Below are 16,972 nucleotides of genomic sequence, written 5' to 3'. Positions count from 1 at the left end.
CGGTCATCGTCCCACCGAGAGCGCCTGCCACCACCCGTCGACCGCCGGCGGGCTCGCCACGTCGACCCGCTGACCGGGCCGCGGCACCGCCAACGGCACCTCGTGCGCCTCCGCCTCGCGCCACACCCGGTCCACCGGCTCGGACCAGTCGTGGAACGCCAGGTTGAAGGTCGCCCAGTGCACGGGGATCAGCAGGCCGCCCCGCACGTCCCGGTGCGCCGCGACGCCCTCCTCGGGAGTCATGTGGATGTCCGGCCACCCCGGCCCGTACGCCCCGATCTGGATCAGGGAGGCGTCGAACGGCCCGTGCTCCTCCCCGATCCGCTTGTACCCGTCGAAGTAACCGGTGTCACCGCTGTAGTAGACCCGGTGCTCCGGCCCCTTCAGCACCCACGACGCCCACAGCGTCGTGTCCCGCTGGAACCCCCGCCCGGAGAAGTGCTGCGCCGCCGTCGCCACCAGCGTGACCCCGGCCACCTCGTGCGACTCGTCCCAGTCCAGCTCCACGATCCGCTCTTCGGGCACCCACCACTTCCGCAGGTGCGCCCCGATCCCCAGCGGGACCACGAACACCGCGTCGGTGTCCCGCGTCAGCGCCCGCACCGTCGGCAGGTCCAGGTGGTCGTAGTGGTCGTGCGAGATCACCACCGCGTCCACCGGCCCGACCTCGTGCAGCGCGTGCGGCACCGGGTGCAACCGCCGCGGACCGACCACAGGGGACGGTGAGCACCGGTCGCTCCACACGGGGTCGATCAACACCCGCGCCCCGTCGATCTCGACCAGCGTCGACGCGTGCCCGTACCAGGTGATGTGCAACCCGTCCGAGGACGCCCCGGCCACCGGCGGCACCAACGGCACCTCACCCGCGGGCCGCCGCTGCTGCCCGCCGAAGAACATCTCCCGCACGGTCCCCGCCGCCCCGTCGGGCATGGTCCGCGTCGGCGCCGCGTTGTGGAACTTCCCCCCGCGGTACTGCGGCGACCTGCGCACCCGCTCGCCGTCCGGCTTCCCGCCGAACGCCAACGGCACATCCCGGGCCGCCCAGGCGACAGCACCGGCCGTGAGGGCGAACAACGCAGCGGCAACCTTCTTCATGCCACCCCAACGCCACCCCGAACGACCCGGTTCCCCCCAGCGCCGGATGTGGCCACGACCACTCAGACCCCCTCAGCCCTCGCGTCCCGCCGGAACCACACGTACTCAACCCCGACCATCAACCCGACCAGCACCCACAACCCCGACGCCGCGTACCACCGCGCCCCTTCGAACAACATCACCGACAACGCCAGCGCCCCACCGCCCGCCAGCACCGCCAACCGACTGCGCCCCACCGCGTCGTGCACGAACCACCACCGGACGGACCTCCGCCGAACCACCGGCTCGACCGCCCGCGTCGGCAACCGGTCACCGGCGATCCCCCCGACCACCTCCGCCGCGAACAACGCCCCCACGTACAACCACACGGGCAACACCAACGACAGCCCGAACGCCACCACCGCCCCCACACCGACGATCACCGCAACCCTCACCCCGAACCCCTCCTCCACCGGGACCCGCGACCGGCTCACCGAGCCGCGCCGACCGCCGCCCGCCGAGCTCTGCGCACCGCGTACCGGGACAAGCAGTAGTCCAAGGCGACCAGCACGACCGCGAGCCCCAGCGCCCCGGCCGGAAAACCCCACTCCGGCCAAGCGAGCACCGCCCACCCGACCGCACCGACCGCCACCACCACGAGCAGGACCGCCCGACCGCGCCCGACCCGGTCGTGCCGCAACCACCGGAGCGGGGAAACCCGGGCGGCCTGCCCCGACACCCCGGTCACCCGCAGCTCCAGCGCCGAGGCGAAGAGCCACAGGACGACGATCAACGCCACGCGGTAGCCCCAGTGCGGCAGGAACGACCCGCCCGCGAGCGCCACCCACGGCAACCCGGCCACCCCTAGGTGACCGACAGCCGCCCAGTCCCGCTTCCCCACGCCTCGCACCCCCCGTTCGCCCGCCGGGCCGGGCACCGCGAGGGTGCCCGGCCCGGCGAGGCGCTGACGATCACTCCAGCACGATCAGCAGATCCCCACCCTCGACCTGCTGCACCCCGCGCACGGCCAGCCGCTTCACCCGCCCGGCCTTCGGCGCGGTGATCGCCGCCTCCATCTTCATCGCCTCGATGGTCGCGATCGTCTGCCCGACCTCGACCACGTCGTCCTCCGCCACGCTGGGCGTGACGACCCCGGCGAACGGCGCCGCGACGTGACCGGGGTTGCCCCGGTCCGCCTTCTCCGCCACCGGCACCTCGGCCGCGATCGACCGGTCGCGCACCTGGATCGGCCGCAGCTGCCCGTTCAACGTCGCCATCACCGTGCGGATGCCGCGCTCGTCCGCCTCGCCGATGGCCTCCAGCCCGATCAGCAGCCGCACACCGGGCTCCAGGTCGACCTGGTACTCCTCGCCCGGCTTGAGCCCGTAGAAGAAGTCCTTGCTGCCCAGCACGCTGGTGTCGCCGTACGCCTCCCGGTGCGCCAGGTACTCCTTCGTCGGCGCGGGGAACAGCAACCGGTTCAACGTGTTGCGCCGGTCGGTCTCCAACCCCTTCACGTCGTCCTCGGACAGCTCCGCCACGCCCTTGGGCGCGGACCGGCCCTGCAACGCCTTGCTCCGGAACGGCTCCGGCCACCCGCCGGGCGGGTCGCCCAGCTCGCCGTGCAGGAACCCGATCACCGACGCCGGGATGTCGAACCGGCCCGGGTCCGCCTCGAACTCCTCCGGCTTCACGCCCGCGCCGACCAGGTGCAGCGCGAGGTCGCCCACGACCTTGGACGACGGCGTCACCTTCACCAGCCGACCGAGCATCCGGTCGGCCGCCGCGTACATGGCCTCGATCTCCTCGAACTTCTGCCCGAGCCCGAGCGCGACGGCCTGCGTGCGCAGGTTCGACAGCTGCCCGCCGGGGATCTCGTGCGAGTACACCCGCCCCGTCGGCCCCGGGATGCCGGACTCGAACGGCGCGTACACCTTGCGCACGGACTCCCAGTACGGCTCCAGGTCGCACACCGCCCGCAGGTCGAGCCCCGTGGCATGCTCCGTGTAGTCGGTCGCCGCCACGATCGCCGACAGCGGCGGCTGCGACGTCGTGCCCGCCATGGACGCCACCGCGCCGTCCACCGCGTCCACACCGGACTGGATGGCCGCCAGGTACGTCGCCAGCTGCCCGCCCGCCGTGTCGTGCGTGTGCAGGTGCACCGGCAGGTCGAACTCCTTGCGCAGCGCCGTCACCAGCCGCGCCGCGGCCGGCGGGCGCAGCAGGCCGGCCATGTCCTTGATGGCCAGCACGTGCGCGCCCGCGCCGACGATCTGCTCGGCCAGCTTCAGGTAGTAGTCCAGCGTGTAGAGCCGCTCGTCCGGGTTCGACAGGTCGGACGTGTAGCACAGGCACACCTCGGCGACCGCCGTGCCGGTCTCCCGCACCGCCTCGATCGCCGGGCGCATCTGCTCGACGTCGTTCAACGCGTCGAAGATCCGGAAGATGTCGATGCCGGTCTTCGTCGCCTCCTCGACGAACGCGCTGGTCACGGCCTCGGGGTACGGGGTGTAGCCCACCGTGTTCCGGCCGCGCAGCAGCATCTGCAGGGTGATGTTCGGCACCGCTTCACGCAGCGCGGCGAGCCGTTCCCACGGGTCCTCGGCCAGGAACCGCAGCGCCACGTCGTACGTCGCGCCGCCCCACGCCTCCAGCGACAGCAGCTGCGGCGCCATCCGCGCCACGTGCGGCGCGACCGCCAGCAGGTCCTTCGTCCGCACCCGCGTCGCCAGCAACGACTGGTGGGCGTCGCGGAACGTGGTGTCCGTGACGGCCAGCGCCCTGCTCTCGCGCAGCCACCGGGCGAAGCCCTCGGGGCCCAGCTCCACCAGCTTCTGCTTCGACCCGGCCGGCGGTTCGGCGTTCAGGTCGACCACCGGCAGCTTCACCTTGGGGTCCACGACGGACGGGCGCGGGCCGTTCGGCTTGTTCACCGTCACGTCGGCCAGGTAGGTGAGCATGCGCGTGCCGCGGTCGGCGGAGTGCCGCGCGGTCAGCAGGTGGGGGCGCTTCTCGATGAACGACGTCGTGACGCGGCCCTCGTAGAAGTCCGGGTCGTCCAGCACCGCCTGGATGAACGGGATGTTCGTGGACACGCCCCGGATGCGGAACTCCGCCACCGCGCGCCGCGCCCGGGCCACCGCCGCGCCGAACGTCCGGCCGCGGCAGCTCAGCTTGACCAGCATCGAGTCGAAGTGCGCGCCGATGACCGTGCCCGCGCCGGTCGTGCCGCCGTCCAGCCGGATGCCCGAGCCGCCCGGCGAGCGGTAGGCGCTGATCATGCCGGTGTCGGGGCGGAAGCCGTTGGCGGGGTCCTCGGTGGTGATGCGGCACTGGAGGGCCGCGCCGCGCAGCTGCACGGTCTCCTGGCTCAGGCCGAGGTCGTCCAGGGTCTCGCCGCTGGCGATGCGCATCTGCGACTGCACCAGGTCCACGTCGGTGACCTCTTCGGTGACCGTGTGCTCGACCTGGATGCGGGGGTTCATCTCGATGAAGACGTAGTTGCCGTTCGGGTCGAGCAGGAACTCGACGGTGCCGGCGTTGCGGTAGCCGATGTGCCGGGCGAACCGCACCGCGTCGGCGCAGATCCGGTCGCGCAGCTCCGGCGCGAGGTTCGGCGCGGGCGCGATCTCGATGACCTTCTGGTGGCGCCGCTGCACCGAGCAGTCGCGCTCGAACAGGTGCATCACGTTGCCCTCGCCGTCGGCGAGGATCTGCACCTCGATGTGCCGGGGCTCGACCACGGCCTGCTCCAGGAACACGGTCGGGTCGCCGAAGGCCGACTCGGCCTCGCGGGACGCGGCCTCCAGGGCCTCCCGCAGCGCGCCCGGTTCCTCGACGCGCCGCATGCCGCGCCCACCACCGCCGGCCACGGCCTTCACGAACACCGGGAACGCGATGTCCTCGGCCGCGCGCACGAGGGCCTCGATGTCGCTGGACGGCTCGCTCGACTTGAGCACCGGGAGGCCGGCCTCCCGGGCCGCGGCGATGGCGCGGGCCTTGTTGCCGGTCAGCTCGAGCACGTCCGACGGCGGACCGACGAACGTGATGCCCGCCTCCGCGCACGCCCTGGCCAGCTCGGGGTTCTCCGACAGGAAGCCGTAGCCGGGGTAGACCGCGTCGGCGCCCGCCTTGCGGGCCGCTTTGATGATCTCCTCGACGGACAGGTAGGCCCGGACGGGGTGGCCCGGCTCACCGATCTCGTACGACTCGTCGGCCTTCAGGCGGTGCAGGGAGTTGCGGTCCTCATGGGGGAAGACGGCAACCGTGCCGGCGCCCAGTTCGTAGGCAGCGCGAAAGGCCCGGATCGCGATCTCGCCGCGGTTGGCGACAAGAACCTTGCGGAACATGCGGCGTTCCCTCCCGGTTACTCGGCGAGTCCCGCCCCAGCTGGGGCGGGACTCGATGAATCAAGGCACGCTACCGTGCGCTTCCCGCCCCTCGGGAGTTCCATCTCACGTGACGGACGTCATCGTGATCGTTCACTCATCCGGTCAAGGCGGGCGCGACCTGGGATCACGCCCCGGGATTCTCCCTTGTGAACCCGTCGAGCGCAGCCCCCGACCGGTTCGGCACGCGGGCGGCGGATTGACCGCGGACCGGCGCGGTCCCTAGCGCACGACCCGCCGTCCACCGCTCACCCCACACGGTGGATCACCGACTCGTTACGGTGCGTTCGCTGCATCGGGTGACTACCGCGCGCGACTTCTCGGTAGGGTTGGGCCCATGGCCGGGGCTGAAGGGACTGGGCAGCCTGCTGCCCGCACCCATTTCGACGTCGTACTGCGCGGGTACAACCAGCGCCAGGTGAACGAACGGGTGACGCGACTCGAGTTCGACCTGAAGAACTCGAACCGGGCCCGGGAGGCCGCGTCGGCCCAGGTCGCGGAGCTGAGCAAGATGCTCAGCTCCACCCGTGCCGAGCTCGACAAGGTCAAGTCCCAGCTCGGCAAGCTGGCCACCAGCCCGGCCAGCGCGTCCAACGTCACCGAGCGCGTGCGCGTGATGATGACGCTGGCCGAGGAGGAGATCGCCGACATCCGCAAGGCGGCGCTGGACCAGGCGAACGCGACCCGCGCCGAGGCCGAGCGGGCGGCGGCCGAGGGCAAGGCGGCGCACCAGCGGGCGATGGGCGAGCTGGAGGAGCGGCGCCGGCAGCTGGAGGCGGCCCACCAGCAGCGGACCACGGAGCTGGAGCGGCAGTACGACGAGCGGCGCGCCGAGCTGGAGCGCTCGCACGAGGAGCTGCGGGCCAAGCTGACCGCCGAGCACGAGGCGCTGATGGCCGAGACCCGCGCCGACCGCGACAAGCTCACCGCGGACTTCGAGGCGAAGACCGCGGAGCTGGAGGCGAAGACCGCGGAGCTGGAGGCGAAGCGGGTCGAGCTGGAGCAGAAGTACAAGGGCTACCACGACGACCTCGACAAGGAGTACGACGAGCTGCGCACCACGCTCCGCAAGGAGCACGAGGTGCACGTGGTCGAGGCCAAGGCCGAGGCCGCGAAGCTCCTCGAAGCCGCCCGCGCCGAGGCGGCGGAGCTGCGCGCGGACACCGAGAAGCAGGTCGTCGAGCTGGAGTCCGAGGCGCTGGCCAAGGCCGAGCAGGCGATCAGCGAGGCCACCGCGCGGGCCGAGAAGACCATCGCCGACGCCGACGCGCACGCCGAGAAGACCGTCAGCGAAGCGGACGCGCACGCCGACCGCCGCACCACGGCGGCCGACGAGAAGCTGGCCGAGCTGCACCGCGTCCACCGCGCGCTGAGCGAGCAGTTCGCCGCCGCTCAGGAAGCGGTGTCCCGCGCGGTGGCGTCCCTCACGCCGCTGGACGACGAAGCCGCCGACAAGGCAGCCGATGACGAGGCAGCCGAGACCGAGCCCTCCCCCACCGCCGAGGCCGCTGCCGACGCCCCCACGACACCGGCGACCGCCAAGCCCGCGCCCGCGAAGTCGACGGCCAAACCTGCCACCAAGCCCGCCCCGGCCAAGGCCAAGGACGTCGACCCGTCCGAGCAGCCGACCGCCCAGCTCCCGGTCCCGAAGGGCAGGCAGTCCAAGTAGCCGGGCAGTCCGGGTAGCGCCGCCTACTGGGGCAGCTGGTCGGCCGCCACCACCTCGGCCTGCGCGGGCACGGTGATCTCGACCGGCTCGCCCCACCCGCGGAACCGGGTCGTGGACCGCTTGACGACCTTGCCGTCCAGCTCGAACCGGTACTCGGCCTGCACGGGCGCGCTCGTGTCGTCCACCCACACCGCCGCCGAGATCGTCACCCCGTACTCGGCCAGCTGGGTGTGCTGGAGCTGGATGTCCTTGTCCTCGATGACCTTGGCCATCTTCACCGGGTCCACCACCAGGTCGAACCGCGTCACCGGCACCCCGTCGAGCTGCTCGGCCGACTTGCCCAGGATCAGCGCCGCCCGCGGCTGCACGTAGTCCAGCTCCGCGCCGACCGTCGCGCTCGGCCCGAAGCCCCGCAGCAGCGCGGCCACCTCGCCGCCGCCGTCCGCCGGGTAGAAGCCCCACTTCTTGCCCGCGGGCATCGGCGCGCCCTCGACCTGCACGTACGTGCCGTCGCGGACGAGCACCAGCGCGATCTTCTTCGGCTGCCCGCCGGTCGACACGTCCATCGTCATCGACCCGGTCACACCGTCGCCGTCCTGGCGCACCACGCCGTCCACGACGGTGCGGACCTCGGTCGCCTGCCCGTCGGAGGCGAGCCCCTCGGTGTGGAACGCCGCCGTCCCCAGCTCCGCCCGCCGCTGCTCGATGCGCTCGGCGAGCACCGCCAGGTCGCCCTTCGGCAGCGAGGACGTGGTGGGAGCCGGGTCACCGGCCGGCGCACCGGAGCAGGCCACGAGCACCAGCGGAACCAGGGCGAGCAGGAATCGGCGCACAAGCCAGGGTAACCGGATCGCGCCCGGCCCCCTCCCGACCGTTCCCGCTAAGCCTTCTCCAGGTACTCCGCGCGCTCGTCGTCCAGCAACCCGGCCACCAGCCCGGCCAGCCCGGGGTGCCTCGTCAGCTCCGGGTCCGCCGCCACGACCTCCTGCGCCACCACCCGCGCCTCGGCGATCACGTCCTCGTCGCGCAGCAGCGACAGCATCTTCAGCCCCGACCGCGTGCCCGACTGCGCCGCGCCCAGGATGTCGCCCTCGCGCCGCAGCTCCAGGTCGAGCTGCGCCAGCTCGAAGCCGTCCAGCGTGGACTCGACCGCCCGCAGCCGCTCCATCGTCGACGTGCCGTCGGGCATCTCGGTCACCAGCAGGCACAGCCCCGGCGCGCTGCCCCGGCCGACCCGCCCGCGCAGCTGGTGCAGCTGGCTCACGCCGAACCGGTCCGCGTCCATGATCACCATGACGGTGGCGTTGGGCACGTTCACGCCGACTTCGACCACCGTCGTGGCGACCAGCACCTGCACCTCGTTGGCCGCGAACGCCCGCATCACGGCGTCCTTGTCGTCCGGCGCCATCCGGCCGTGCAGGATGTCGATCCGCAGCCCCCGCAACGGCCCCTCGGCCAGCCGGTTCGCCACGTCCACCACCGCCAGCGGCGGCCTGCGGTCCGAACCGTCGCCCTTGCCCGAGTCCTCCTTGGGCGGAGCGTCCCCGTCGTCCTCCGCCGCGTCGTCGCCGATGCGCGGGCACACCACGTACACCTGATGCCCCTTGCCGACCTCCTCGTGGATCCGCTGCCAGGCCCGGTCGAGCCACCCCGGCTTGGACGCCACCGGCACCACCGACGTGCTGATCGGCGAACGGCCCTGCGGCAGCTCGCGCAGCGCGGACACCTCCAGGTCGCCGTACACCGTCATCGCCACCGTGCGCGGGATCGGCGTGGCCGTCATCACCAGCACGTGCGGCGTCGACCCGCCCGCGCGCCCGCTCAACGCGGCCCGCTGCTCCACCCCGAACCGGTGCTGCTCGTCCACCACGACCAGCCCCAGGTCGGCGAACTCCACCTTGTCCTGGATCAACGCGTGCGTGCCGACCACGATCCCGGCCTCACCGGACACGATCTCCAGCAGCGCCCGCTTCCGCGCCGCCGCGCCCATCGACCCGGTCAGCAACGTCACCCGCGTGGCGTGCTCCGCCCCACCCAGCTCCCCGGCCTGCCCGAGATCACCCAGCAACTCCCGCAACGACCGCGCGTGCTGCGCCGCCAGCACCTCGGTCGGCGCGAGCATCGCCGCCTGCCGCCCCGCGTCCACGACCTGCAACATCGCCCGCAACGCGACCATCGTGTTGTGCGTGACGATGAAGTGGTCGGTCACGTAGAGCTGATCGGGGTGGGCGATCGAGATGCACCGCACCGGCTTGCGCCCCACGTGCTCGACCCGGCGGATCGCGCGGACCGGTTCCGCGTGCTCCCCCACCAGGCGGGCCTTGCGCGGGAGCCGGAACGGCGGGAAGTCGTCCGGCAGCCGGAGGCTCACCAGGTAGCGGGTGTTCCCCGCCTCGGTCACCGGCCGGACCCGACCGGTGCCGCCCAGGGACTCCGCCAGCCACCCCACCTGCTCGGCGAGCCTCGCCGAAGCCGACGCGAAGGTCACGTCCGACCCCCGCGCGCGGTCCACGGTCCCGGCGGTGTCCAGCAGGCCCTGCAAGAGGGCGTGCCGGTCCTTCACCGGCGCGACGAGGTACGGCTCGGGCACGAACTCCGCGTGCGAGCCCAGACCGCGCACGCCGAGCCCGCGCAGGGCGTCGAGCACCGGGTTGCGCCCCGGCTCGGAGCCCACGACGTGCCAGTCGTCCTGGCCGCCCGCCGGCGACTTCCGCACCTCGCAGCCGGCGGGCAGGGCTTCGGCGAGGCCGTCGACGAGCTCCTGGTCCGGGCTCGTGAACGTGATCCGCCCGTCGAGCAGGCTGCCGTCGCCGAGCAGCAGGCCCACCGGGTACGGGTCCACCGGCCGGTCCTCGTGGCAGTCGAGCTCCGCGGCCGCGGCGGTCGGGAGGTGCCACTTGGCCGCGCCGTCGGCGGTCACCAGGTCGTCCCGGATCTCCCGCAGGGTCAGCACCTCCGGCGGGTTGCCGCGGTCCCGCCGATCCGCCGCGGTGACCGCCCACAGGTGCTCCAGGTCGCACTCGGCGCTGGTGCCGTCGGAGAGGACGACCCGGTAGACCTCGCGCTCGCCCTGCGGGAACACGCCGGTGACCACCGTCACCTCGCCGTCGGCGGCGATGACCTCGTCACCCGGCCGGATGTCGCCCATCGGCCGGAACCCCGTCGGCGTCAGCACCTTCGCGTCGAGCGGTTGCGCCTTGCCCGAGCCGACCTCCCCCTGGAGCAGCCGGTTCATCGGGTGCTCGCCGGACAGGTCGCGGGCGATCTGCTCGCCGACCTCGCGCTGGCCCGCCGTCAGCTCGAACGGCAGGCGCGCGTCGAACGCGTCGCGCACCAGGCCGTCCCGGGGTGGGCAGGCGGGCGCGGGGCGGGCGGTGGCGGAGCGGCGGCGTTGGGCCAGCGTCAGCTGGACGGCCATGGCCTCGTCCCACTTCAACCGCTGCTGCGCGACCGTGATCGCGGCCCAGCCGTCGGGCCGGTGGATGTCGCGCAGCGCCTTCTCCAGGCCGACCAGGCCGCGTTCGGCGCGCAGCGACTCCGGCAGCGGGTCCTCGGTCACGCCGTCCCACACCGCGAGCACCTGCTCGACGCAGTTGGACACGTTCCACGACTGGATGCCCTGCGCCGCCGGGTACACCGGGATGAGCGCGCCCGCGAAGTCGGCCGCCGCCACGCCCTCGCCGTCGAGCACCTGGTAGTCGGGGTGGGCGAGCTGGAGCTTGCCGTTGAACATGCCGACCTTGCCCGCGAACATCGCCTCGCGGCCGGGCAGCAGCTCGCGCTCGACCTTGCGCGAGCCGCGCCCGAAGAACACCAGGTGCAGGTCGCTGGTGCCGTCGGTGATCACGGCCTCCAGCAGCTCGCCGCTGCGCGACTTCATCCGCCGCTGCCGCGCGCTCTTCACCCTCGCCTGCACGGTGACGTGCTCGCCCAGTTCCAGCCCGGCGATCTCGGTCAGCTTGCCGCGCTCGTCGTAGCGGCGCGGGTAGTGGCGCAGCAGCTCGCCGACGGTGGTCAGGCCGAGACCGGCCTCCAGCGCGTCGGCGCTCTTCTTGCCGAGCACCGACACCAGCTTCTCGTCGAAGGTCGTCATCCCGGCCTATTCAACTACTCGACACCGACAACCAGCAGCGCGTCGCGCTGCCCGCCCGGGTAGGCGGCCAGCTCCACCTCGGGGTGCGCGACGCGCAGGTGATCTTCCAGCACCCGCTCGACCCCGTCCGGGGCGGCCCGGCCCAGCAGCACGGTGACGAGCTCGCCGCCGCTGGCGAGCATCCGGTCGACCAGCCGGCACGCCACCGCGCCCACGTCGGCGTCGCCGGGCTCGATCACGACCACCTCGCCGTCGACCATGCCGAGCAGGTCGCCGGGACGGCACCGGCCGACCCAGGTGATCGCCTCCCGGTCCGACACGGCCACCTCGCCGCGCCGGGTCGCCGCCGCGGCCTCCGCCATGGCCACCACGTCGTCACCCGCGCGCCGGGACGGCGAGTGCACGGCCAACGCGGCCAGCGCCTGCACCGGGGAGAACGTCGGCACGACCACGACGTCCTGACCCGCGGCGACGGCTTGGGCGACGGCCTCGTCCAGCGGTTCGCGCCAGGTCGGGTCGCCCGGCAGCACGGTCACCTGCCGCGCCCGCGTGCTCACCACCACCGCGAGCAGGTCGGCCGCCGTCACCTCGTCACCCGGTTCGAACACCACCGCGCCCTCGGACCGGAACAGCTCGGCCACGCCCTCGCCCTCGACCAGCACGACGATGGCCCGGTCGCGCACGAACCGGGGCGCCTGGGCGGCGATCTGGTCGGCGAACCGGGCGACCGTGATGCGGTGCGGCCGGCCCGCCCGGATGCCCGCCTCGACCGCCGCGCCGATGTCGTTGCAGTGCACGTGCACGGTCCACAGCCCCGCGCCGTCGCCGACCACGGACACGCAGTCGCCGACGGCCACCAGCTCGTCCTTGAGCGCGTCGACGTCGGGTGAGCCGTCCAGCAGGTACATGACCTCGTACTCGAACTCCGACGACCCGGCCTCGCGGGCGGTGGTGAGGGCGTCGCGCGGCACGGTGCCGACCGCCGCGACCTCCTCGACCGCGCGCCCGGTGATCACCGCCGCCAGCGTGTCCAGCAGCACGACCAGCCCGCGCCCGCCCGCGTCGACCACACCGGCCCGGGCCAGCACGGCCAGGTGGCGCGGGGTGTCGGCCAACGCCTCGGCCCCCGCCTTCGCCGCGACCGTCACGACCTCGTCCAGCTCGTCCGAGGGGCAGTCGCGAGCCGCTTCGGCCGCCGCGTGCAGCACGGACAGCACCGTGCCCTGGACCGGCTCCGACACCGCGGCGGTGGCCAGCTCGTCGGCGCGCCACAACGCACGCCGCAACGACGCCCCGGTCGCCGTGGAGGCGCCGTGCGCCGCCTCGGCCAGGCCGCGCAGCACCTGCGACAGGATCACCCCGGAGTTGCCGCGCGCCCCCGCCAGCGCGCCGCGCGCTAGCGCGCCCAACGCCGCCCCGACCGTGTCCGCGGGTGTCCTGAGCAGCGCGTCCAGCGCCGAGCGCATCGTCTGGAGCAGGTTGGTCCCGGTGTCGCCGTCGGGCACGGGGAACACGTTGATGCGGTCGATGTCCTCCCGGTTCGCGTCCAGGGACCGAACGCAGGCGTCCGCCCACTGGCGCACCGCGACCGCGTCGAGAGCCTGCATGCCGGCGAGGGTATTCGACCCGGTTTGGTGGCCGAACGCGCCACCGGCTACCCTGTCCAGGTTGCCATGCCCGGCTGAGGCTTGTGCACGCTTGCGCGCCCGCCGGGGCGTGAGTACCGCTGAAGAAACCTTAAGGAGTGGCTGACGTGGCTGCCGTGTGCGACGTCTGTGGCAAGGGGCCGGGCTTCGGCAAGTCGGTCTCGCACTCCCACCGGCGCACCAACCGCCGGTGGAACCCGAACATTCAGACCGTGCGCGCGAAGGTTTCTTCTTCGACGCGGCAGCGGCTGAACGTGTGCACCTCGTGCCTGAAGGCGGGCAAGGTGGTGCGCGGCTGACATCCCGCGCTCGAGCTTGTCGAAGGCCCCCGGGACTCGTTCCCGGGGGCCTTTCGGCGTCCGGAGCCGCCTCGGTCGCGGGGAAGGGCCTCCGGCGTTCGCCGGGGACTCGCGAGGAGGCGCAGCCCTGTCATCCCGTGGTGCGACGGAGCACCTGCCGGCAGGGCGGTGCTCCGCCGCCGCGCGTCACGGGCGGTGAGCGGGGTCGGTTACGACAGCTTCCAGTCGATCGGCTCGGCGCCCTGCTTCACCAGCAGCTCGTTGGCCTTGCTGAACGGTCGCGAGCCGAAGAAGCCGCCCGCGGCGGACAGCGGGCTCGGGTGGACCGACTCCACGCAGCGGTCGGCGCCCAGCAGCGGCTTGAGGGCGCGGGCCTGGCTGCCCCACAGGATCGCGACCAGCGGCGCGTCGCGCTCGGCCAGCGCCTTGATCGCCTGCTCGGTCACCGGCTCCCAGCCCTTGTTGCGGTGGGAGTTCGACTTGCCCGGCTGGACCGTCAGCGCGCGGTTGAGCAGCAGCACGCCCCGCTCGGTCCACGGGGTCAGGTCACCGGTGGACGGCTTCGGGTGCCCCAGGTCGGACACGTACTCGGTGTAGATGTTGACCAGGCTCTTGGGGATCGGCCGCGTCTCCGGCGAGACGGAGAAGCTCAGGCCGACCGCGTGCCCCGGCGTCGGGTAGGGGTCCTGGCCGACGATCAGCACCCGCACCGAGTGGAACGGCTGCTGGAACGCCCGCAGCACGTTCTCCCCGGCCGGCAGGTAGGTGCGCCCGGCGGCGACCTCCGCCCGCAGGAACTCGCCCATCGCGGCGATGCGATCGGCCACGGGCGCGAGTGCCGCGGCCCAGCCGGCTTCCATGATCTCCTCAAGCGGACGTGCCACGGCGGGACCCTATCTCAGTCCAGCCGCCGCAGTTCCTTGCGGTAGAGCAAGATGTTGTTCACGTACTTGTCCACGGCGAACTGCCACGCGCCGTCCGGCACGACGTAGCCCTCGCGCACGCGGGCGGGCACGCCGAGCGCCATCGACCGCGCCGGCACGTGCCCCTCGAACGACACCACCGCGCCCGCGCCGACGATCGCGCCGGTCTCCACCACGGACCCGTTGAGCACCACCGATCCCGAGGCGATCAGGCACCGGTCGGCGATGGTCGCGCCCTCGATGTGCACGTTGTGCCCGATGACGCACTCCGCGCCGATCAGCGCCGGGTGCACCTCGGTGCAGTGCACGACCGTGCCGTCCTGGATCGACGTCCGCTCGCCGACCTCGATGCGCCCGTAGTCGCCGCGCAGCACGGCCTGCGGCCACACCGAGGCGTGCGCTCCGATCCGCACGTCGCCGATCACCGTCGCGTCGGGGTGCACGTAGGCGTCCGGGTGGATCACCGGCTCGAAGTCACCCAACGCGTAGATCGCCATCGCGGTCCCTCCCGGCCTCAGAGATCCTTCGCGAAGCAAAGGCTTTCCGGATGATGCCGGTAGACGCCGAAGTTGTCGATGCGCGCGTACCCGTTGGACTGGTAGAGCCGGATGGCCTCGGGTTGGCGCAACCCGGTCTCCAGCACCATCCGCTTGCGCCCGGCCGCGCGCGCCGCCGTCTCCAGCGACGCGAGCACGGCCCGCGCGAGACCGCCGCCGCGCACGGCCTCCACCACGTACATGCGCTTGATCTCGGCGTCACCGGGGCGCAGGGGGTGCTCGGCCACGTCGTGCGCGCGCCACCCGCCGCACGCGACGGGTTCGCCGTCGAGGTAGCCGACCACGAAGTGCCCCAGCGGCGCGGCGAACTCCGCCGGGTCGACCGGTGTGACGTCGACCTCGCCGTAGCGGTCCAGGTAGACCTGCTGGAGTTCGGCGATCAACTTCACCGAATCTGGATGATCATACGCGAGCGTGCATAGTTCCACACTCGTCAGGCTACCTACCGCCAGTGCTCCCAGCCAGGGGGTTTCTCGTACGCGCGCCCGTCGACGGTCACACCGCTGCCGTGCCGCACCGTGCCGATCGTCCGCCACCCCTCCGGCACGGCCCCCGGCTCCGGGAACGTCGCCGCGAGCGCGTGGTCCTCGCCACCGGTCAGCGCCCAGTGCCGGGCGTCCGCGCCGAGCGCCGCGGCCACGTCGATCAGCCGCGGGTGCACCTCCAGCAGCTCGGTGCGGATGTCGATGCCGATGCCGGACTCGTCCGCGATGTGGCCCAGGTCGGCCAGCAGGCCGTCGGACACGTCGATCATCGCCGTGGCGCCTGCCGCGGCGGCCTGCGGCCCGGCGGCGTAAGGGGGTTCGGGGTTCCGCTGCGCCCCGACGACCGCGACCGGCGACCGGAAACCGCGCTGCAACACGGCCAGCCCACCCGCCGCCCAGCCGAGCCGCCCGCACACCGCGACGACATCACCCACTTGAGCGCCTGAACGGGTGATGGGCTCCAGTCCGCCCATGTCGCCCATCGCCGTAACGGAGATCACCAGTGTCGCGGACGACACCATGTCGCCGCCCACCACGCCGGCCCCCGCGACGGTCGCCTCCTGCCACAGCCCGGCGGTGATCCCCTCGACCACGGCGGAGGGGGTGTCGGACGGGCACGCGAGGCCGATCAGCAGGGCCGTCGGCATCGCGCCCATGGCCACCACGTCGGCCAGGTTCACGGCCGCCGCCTTGCGCCCCACCTGCTCGGGAGACGACCAGTCGAGTCTGAAGTGGACACCCTCGACCAGCACGTCGGTGGACACCACCACGCGACCGTCGGGCGCCGCGACGACAGCCGCGTCGTCACCCGGCCCGAGCAGGGTGGTGGGCGGCTGCGTCCGACCTGCCGTCACCCGGCGGATGAGACCGAACTCACCCACCTCAGCGACCGTGTCCGCGTTGCGCGGCGGCTCCGGACGCAAGATTGCCTCCCGTTCTGAGCATTCGGAACCCCAACTGGGGTACGTTGCTGTGCACGTTCCTACCCCGACCTAACCTGTCGCGACGAAGGGGCACGCCGTGGTGCACGCATACATCCTCATCCAGACCGAGGTCGGGAAGGCAGCCGCCGTTGCGGCGGAGATCTCCGGCGTCCCCGGTGTGGCCACCGCGGAGGACGTCACCGGCCCGTACGACGTCATCGTGCGCGCCGAGGCCGACACCGTCGACCAGCTCGGCCAGCTCGTGGTCGCCCGCATCCAGAACGTCGAGGGCATCACCCGAACGCTGACCTGCCCGGTGGTCCACCTGTAGGTCCGTGCTGTCATAGCGGGGTGGCACCACAACCGTCACCCGCCCCGCCGCTGCCCCGACCGCTGCTGATCGTGGCCGTCGGGCTCACCGCGCTGCTCGTGGCGGGCGTCGTGGCCGTGGGTCTGCTCTCCCGCGGCGGCGACGACCCGCCGGCCGCCGACACCGGGCCCGTGGCGCTCGTGCCGGTGCCCGCGCCGCAGGCCGGGTCGGACGGGTGCCGGGCGCTGCTGGGCGGGCTGTCCGCGCAGCTGGTGTCCGACGGCGTCCCGTTGCCGCGCCGCGAGCTCGCCGCGCCCGCCCCCGCCGGCGCGGTGGCGTGGAGCGACGGGCTGCGCGAGCCCGTCGTGCTGAGGTGCGGGCTGGACCGGCCGCGTGACCTCACCCCGACCTCCCGGCTGCGGGTGATCTCGGACGTGCAGTGGCTGGAGGTGTCCGAGGGCGGCTCGGCCACCTGGTACGTGGTGGACCGGCCGGTGTACGTGGCGCTGACCGTGCCGTCGGATGCGGGCACGGGGCCCCTGCAGGACGTCTCGACCGCGGTGCGAGACACCCTCGCCCAGGGCCCCGTGGACACCACGGGTTAG

Annotated in this window: 14 protein-coding genes and 2 pseudogenes; 4 read left to right on the top strand and 12 right to left on the bottom strand. The window is 73.0% G+C overall.

Annotation, left to right across the window (positions count from 1 at the left end; all coding sequences use genetic code 11):
* Positions 1-3 precede the first annotated feature (3 nt).
* From ACIQMJ_RS14545 to ACIQMJ_RS14530, 4 genes are all read right to left on the bottom strand, one after another.
* The gene (locus ACIQMJ_RS14545; protein ID WP_499761454.1) at positions 4-1,095 is read right to left on the bottom strand and encodes an MBL fold metallo-hydrolase; all 1,092 of its coding nucleotides are present in this window, start codon (positions 1,093-1,095) and stop codon (positions 4-6) included.
* 62 nt (positions 1,096-1,157) lie between these two features.
* Entirely contained in the window at positions 1,158-1,529 is a 372-nt protein-coding gene (locus ACIQMJ_RS14540) for a hypothetical protein (protein WP_499761453.1), read from the bottom strand.
* A 35-nt stretch (positions 1,530-1,564) separates the two neighbouring features.
* Positions 1,565-1,975 (bottom strand): hypothetical protein, encoded by a 411-nt coding sequence (locus ACIQMJ_RS14535; protein WP_499761452.1) that lies wholly within the window; start codon positions 1,973-1,975, stop codon positions 1,565-1,567.
* A 70-nt stretch (positions 1,976-2,045) separates the two neighbouring features.
* Positions 2,046-5,423, bottom strand: coding sequence for a pyruvate carboxylase (locus tag ACIQMJ_RS14530; protein WP_499761451.1), 3,378 nt, complete (start codon positions 5,421-5,423; stop codon positions 2,046-2,048).
* A 469-nt stretch (positions 5,424-5,892) separates the two neighbouring features.
* Here ACIQMJ_RS14530 and ACIQMJ_RS14525 point away from each other — a divergent pair, with 469 nt between their 5' ends.
* Entirely contained in the window at positions 5,893-7,131 is a 1,239-nt protein-coding gene (locus ACIQMJ_RS14525; RefSeq protein WP_499761450.1) for a hypothetical protein, read from the top strand.
* A gap of 23 nt (positions 7,132-7,154) precedes the next feature.
* On the opposite strand, the gene ACIQMJ_RS14520 is transcribed toward ACIQMJ_RS14525, so the two are convergent.
* From ACIQMJ_RS14520 to ACIQMJ_RS14505, 4 genes and pseudogenes are all read right to left on the bottom strand, one after another.
* Entirely contained in the window at positions 7,155-7,964 is an 810-nt protein-coding gene (locus ACIQMJ_RS14520) for an SCO4651 family lipoprotein (RefSeq protein WP_499761449.1), read from the bottom strand.
* Positions 7,965-8,011: 47 nt separating this feature from the next.
* A pseudogene (locus ACIQMJ_RS14515) lies at positions 8,012-9,703 on the bottom strand (ATP-dependent DNA helicase RecG); the annotation flags it as partial.
* A 1,014-nt stretch (positions 9,704-10,717) separates the two neighbouring features.
* Positions 10,718-11,224 (bottom strand): annotated as a pseudogene (locus tag ACIQMJ_RS14510) (OB-fold nucleic acid binding domain-containing protein); the annotation flags it as partial.
* A gap of 14 nt (positions 11,225-11,238) precedes the next feature.
* Positions 11,239-12,831, bottom strand: a complete 1,593-nt coding sequence (locus tag ACIQMJ_RS14505; RefSeq protein WP_499761448.1) for a DAK2 domain-containing protein — start codon at positions 12,829-12,831, stop codon at positions 11,239-11,241.
* Between the two features lie 146 nt (positions 12,832-12,977).
* Here ACIQMJ_RS14505 and rpmB point away from each other — a divergent pair, with 146 nt between their 5' ends.
* A complete protein-coding gene (gene rpmB / locus ACIQMJ_RS14500; RefSeq protein ID WP_073891577.1) occupies positions 12,978-13,169 on the top strand; it encodes a 50S ribosomal protein L28 in 192 nt (63 codons plus the stop codon).
* A gap of 209 nt (positions 13,170-13,378) precedes the next feature.
* Here rpmB and ACIQMJ_RS14495 read toward each other — a convergent pair whose 3' ends face one another.
* The 4 genes from ACIQMJ_RS14495 to ACIQMJ_RS14480 are packed head-to-tail and all read right to left on the bottom strand — an operon-like array spanning position 13,379 to position 16,057.
* Positions 13,379-14,053, bottom strand: a complete 675-nt coding sequence (locus ACIQMJ_RS14495; protein ID WP_499761447.1) for a uracil-DNA glycosylase — start codon at positions 14,051-14,053, stop codon at positions 13,379-13,381.
* 14 nt (positions 14,054-14,067) lie between these two features.
* Entirely contained in the window at positions 14,068-14,589 is a 522-nt protein-coding gene (locus ACIQMJ_RS14490) for a gamma carbonic anhydrase family protein (protein ID WP_499761446.1), read from the bottom strand.
* A 17-nt stretch (positions 14,590-14,606) separates the two neighbouring features.
* On the bottom strand, positions 14,607-15,077 hold the full coding sequence (locus ACIQMJ_RS14485) for a GNAT family N-acetyltransferase (RefSeq protein ID WP_499761445.1): 471 nt from the start codon (positions 15,075-15,077) through the stop codon (positions 14,607-14,609).
* Positions 15,078-15,091: 14 nt separating this feature from the next.
* A complete protein-coding gene (locus tag ACIQMJ_RS14480; RefSeq protein ID WP_141981089.1) occupies positions 15,092-16,057 on the bottom strand; it encodes a thiamine-phosphate kinase in 966 nt (321 codons plus the stop codon).
* Between the two features lie 97 nt (positions 16,058-16,154).
* Between ACIQMJ_RS14480 and ACIQMJ_RS14475 the strand changes: the two genes are divergently transcribed.
* Both ACIQMJ_RS14475 and ACIQMJ_RS14470 read left to right on the top strand, forming a co-directional pair.
* Positions 16,155-16,388 (top strand): Lrp/AsnC family transcriptional regulator, encoded by a 234-nt coding sequence (locus tag ACIQMJ_RS14475; RefSeq protein WP_499761444.1) that lies wholly within the window; start codon positions 16,155-16,157, stop codon positions 16,386-16,388.
* 20 nt (positions 16,389-16,408) lie between these two features.
* A complete protein-coding gene (locus tag ACIQMJ_RS14470) occupies positions 16,409-16,972 on the top strand; it encodes a DUF3515 domain-containing protein (protein WP_499761443.1) in 564 nt (187 codons plus the stop codon).

It is taken from the genome of Actinosynnema sp. NPDC091369, assembly GCF_044757065.1.
Lineage (GTDB): Bacteria > Actinomycetota > Actinomycetes > Mycobacteriales > Pseudonocardiaceae > Actinosynnema.
Note: the sequence above shows the minus strand (reverse complement) of the source record. Positions and strands in the feature narration are given on the sequence as shown.

What these genes read in the sequence shown, in the direction of transcription:
- ACIQMJ_RS14545 (WP_499761454.1), bottom strand. Translation starts at nt 1,095, where the DNA reads ATGAAGAAGGTTGCCGCTGCGTTGTTCGCCCTCACGGCCGGTGCTGTC.
- ACIQMJ_RS14530 (WP_499761451.1), bottom strand. Translation starts at nt 5,423, where the DNA reads ATGTTCCGCAAGGTTCTTGTCGCCAACCGCGGCGAGATCGCGATCCGG.
- ACIQMJ_RS14505 (WP_499761448.1), bottom strand. Translation starts at nt 12,831, where the DNA reads ATGCAGGCTCTCGACGCGGTCGCGGTGCGCCAGTGGGCGGACGCCTGC.
- ACIQMJ_RS14490 (WP_499761446.1), bottom strand. Translation starts at nt 14,589, where the DNA reads ATGGCGATCTACGCGTTGGGTGACTTCGAGCCGGTGATCCACCCGGAC.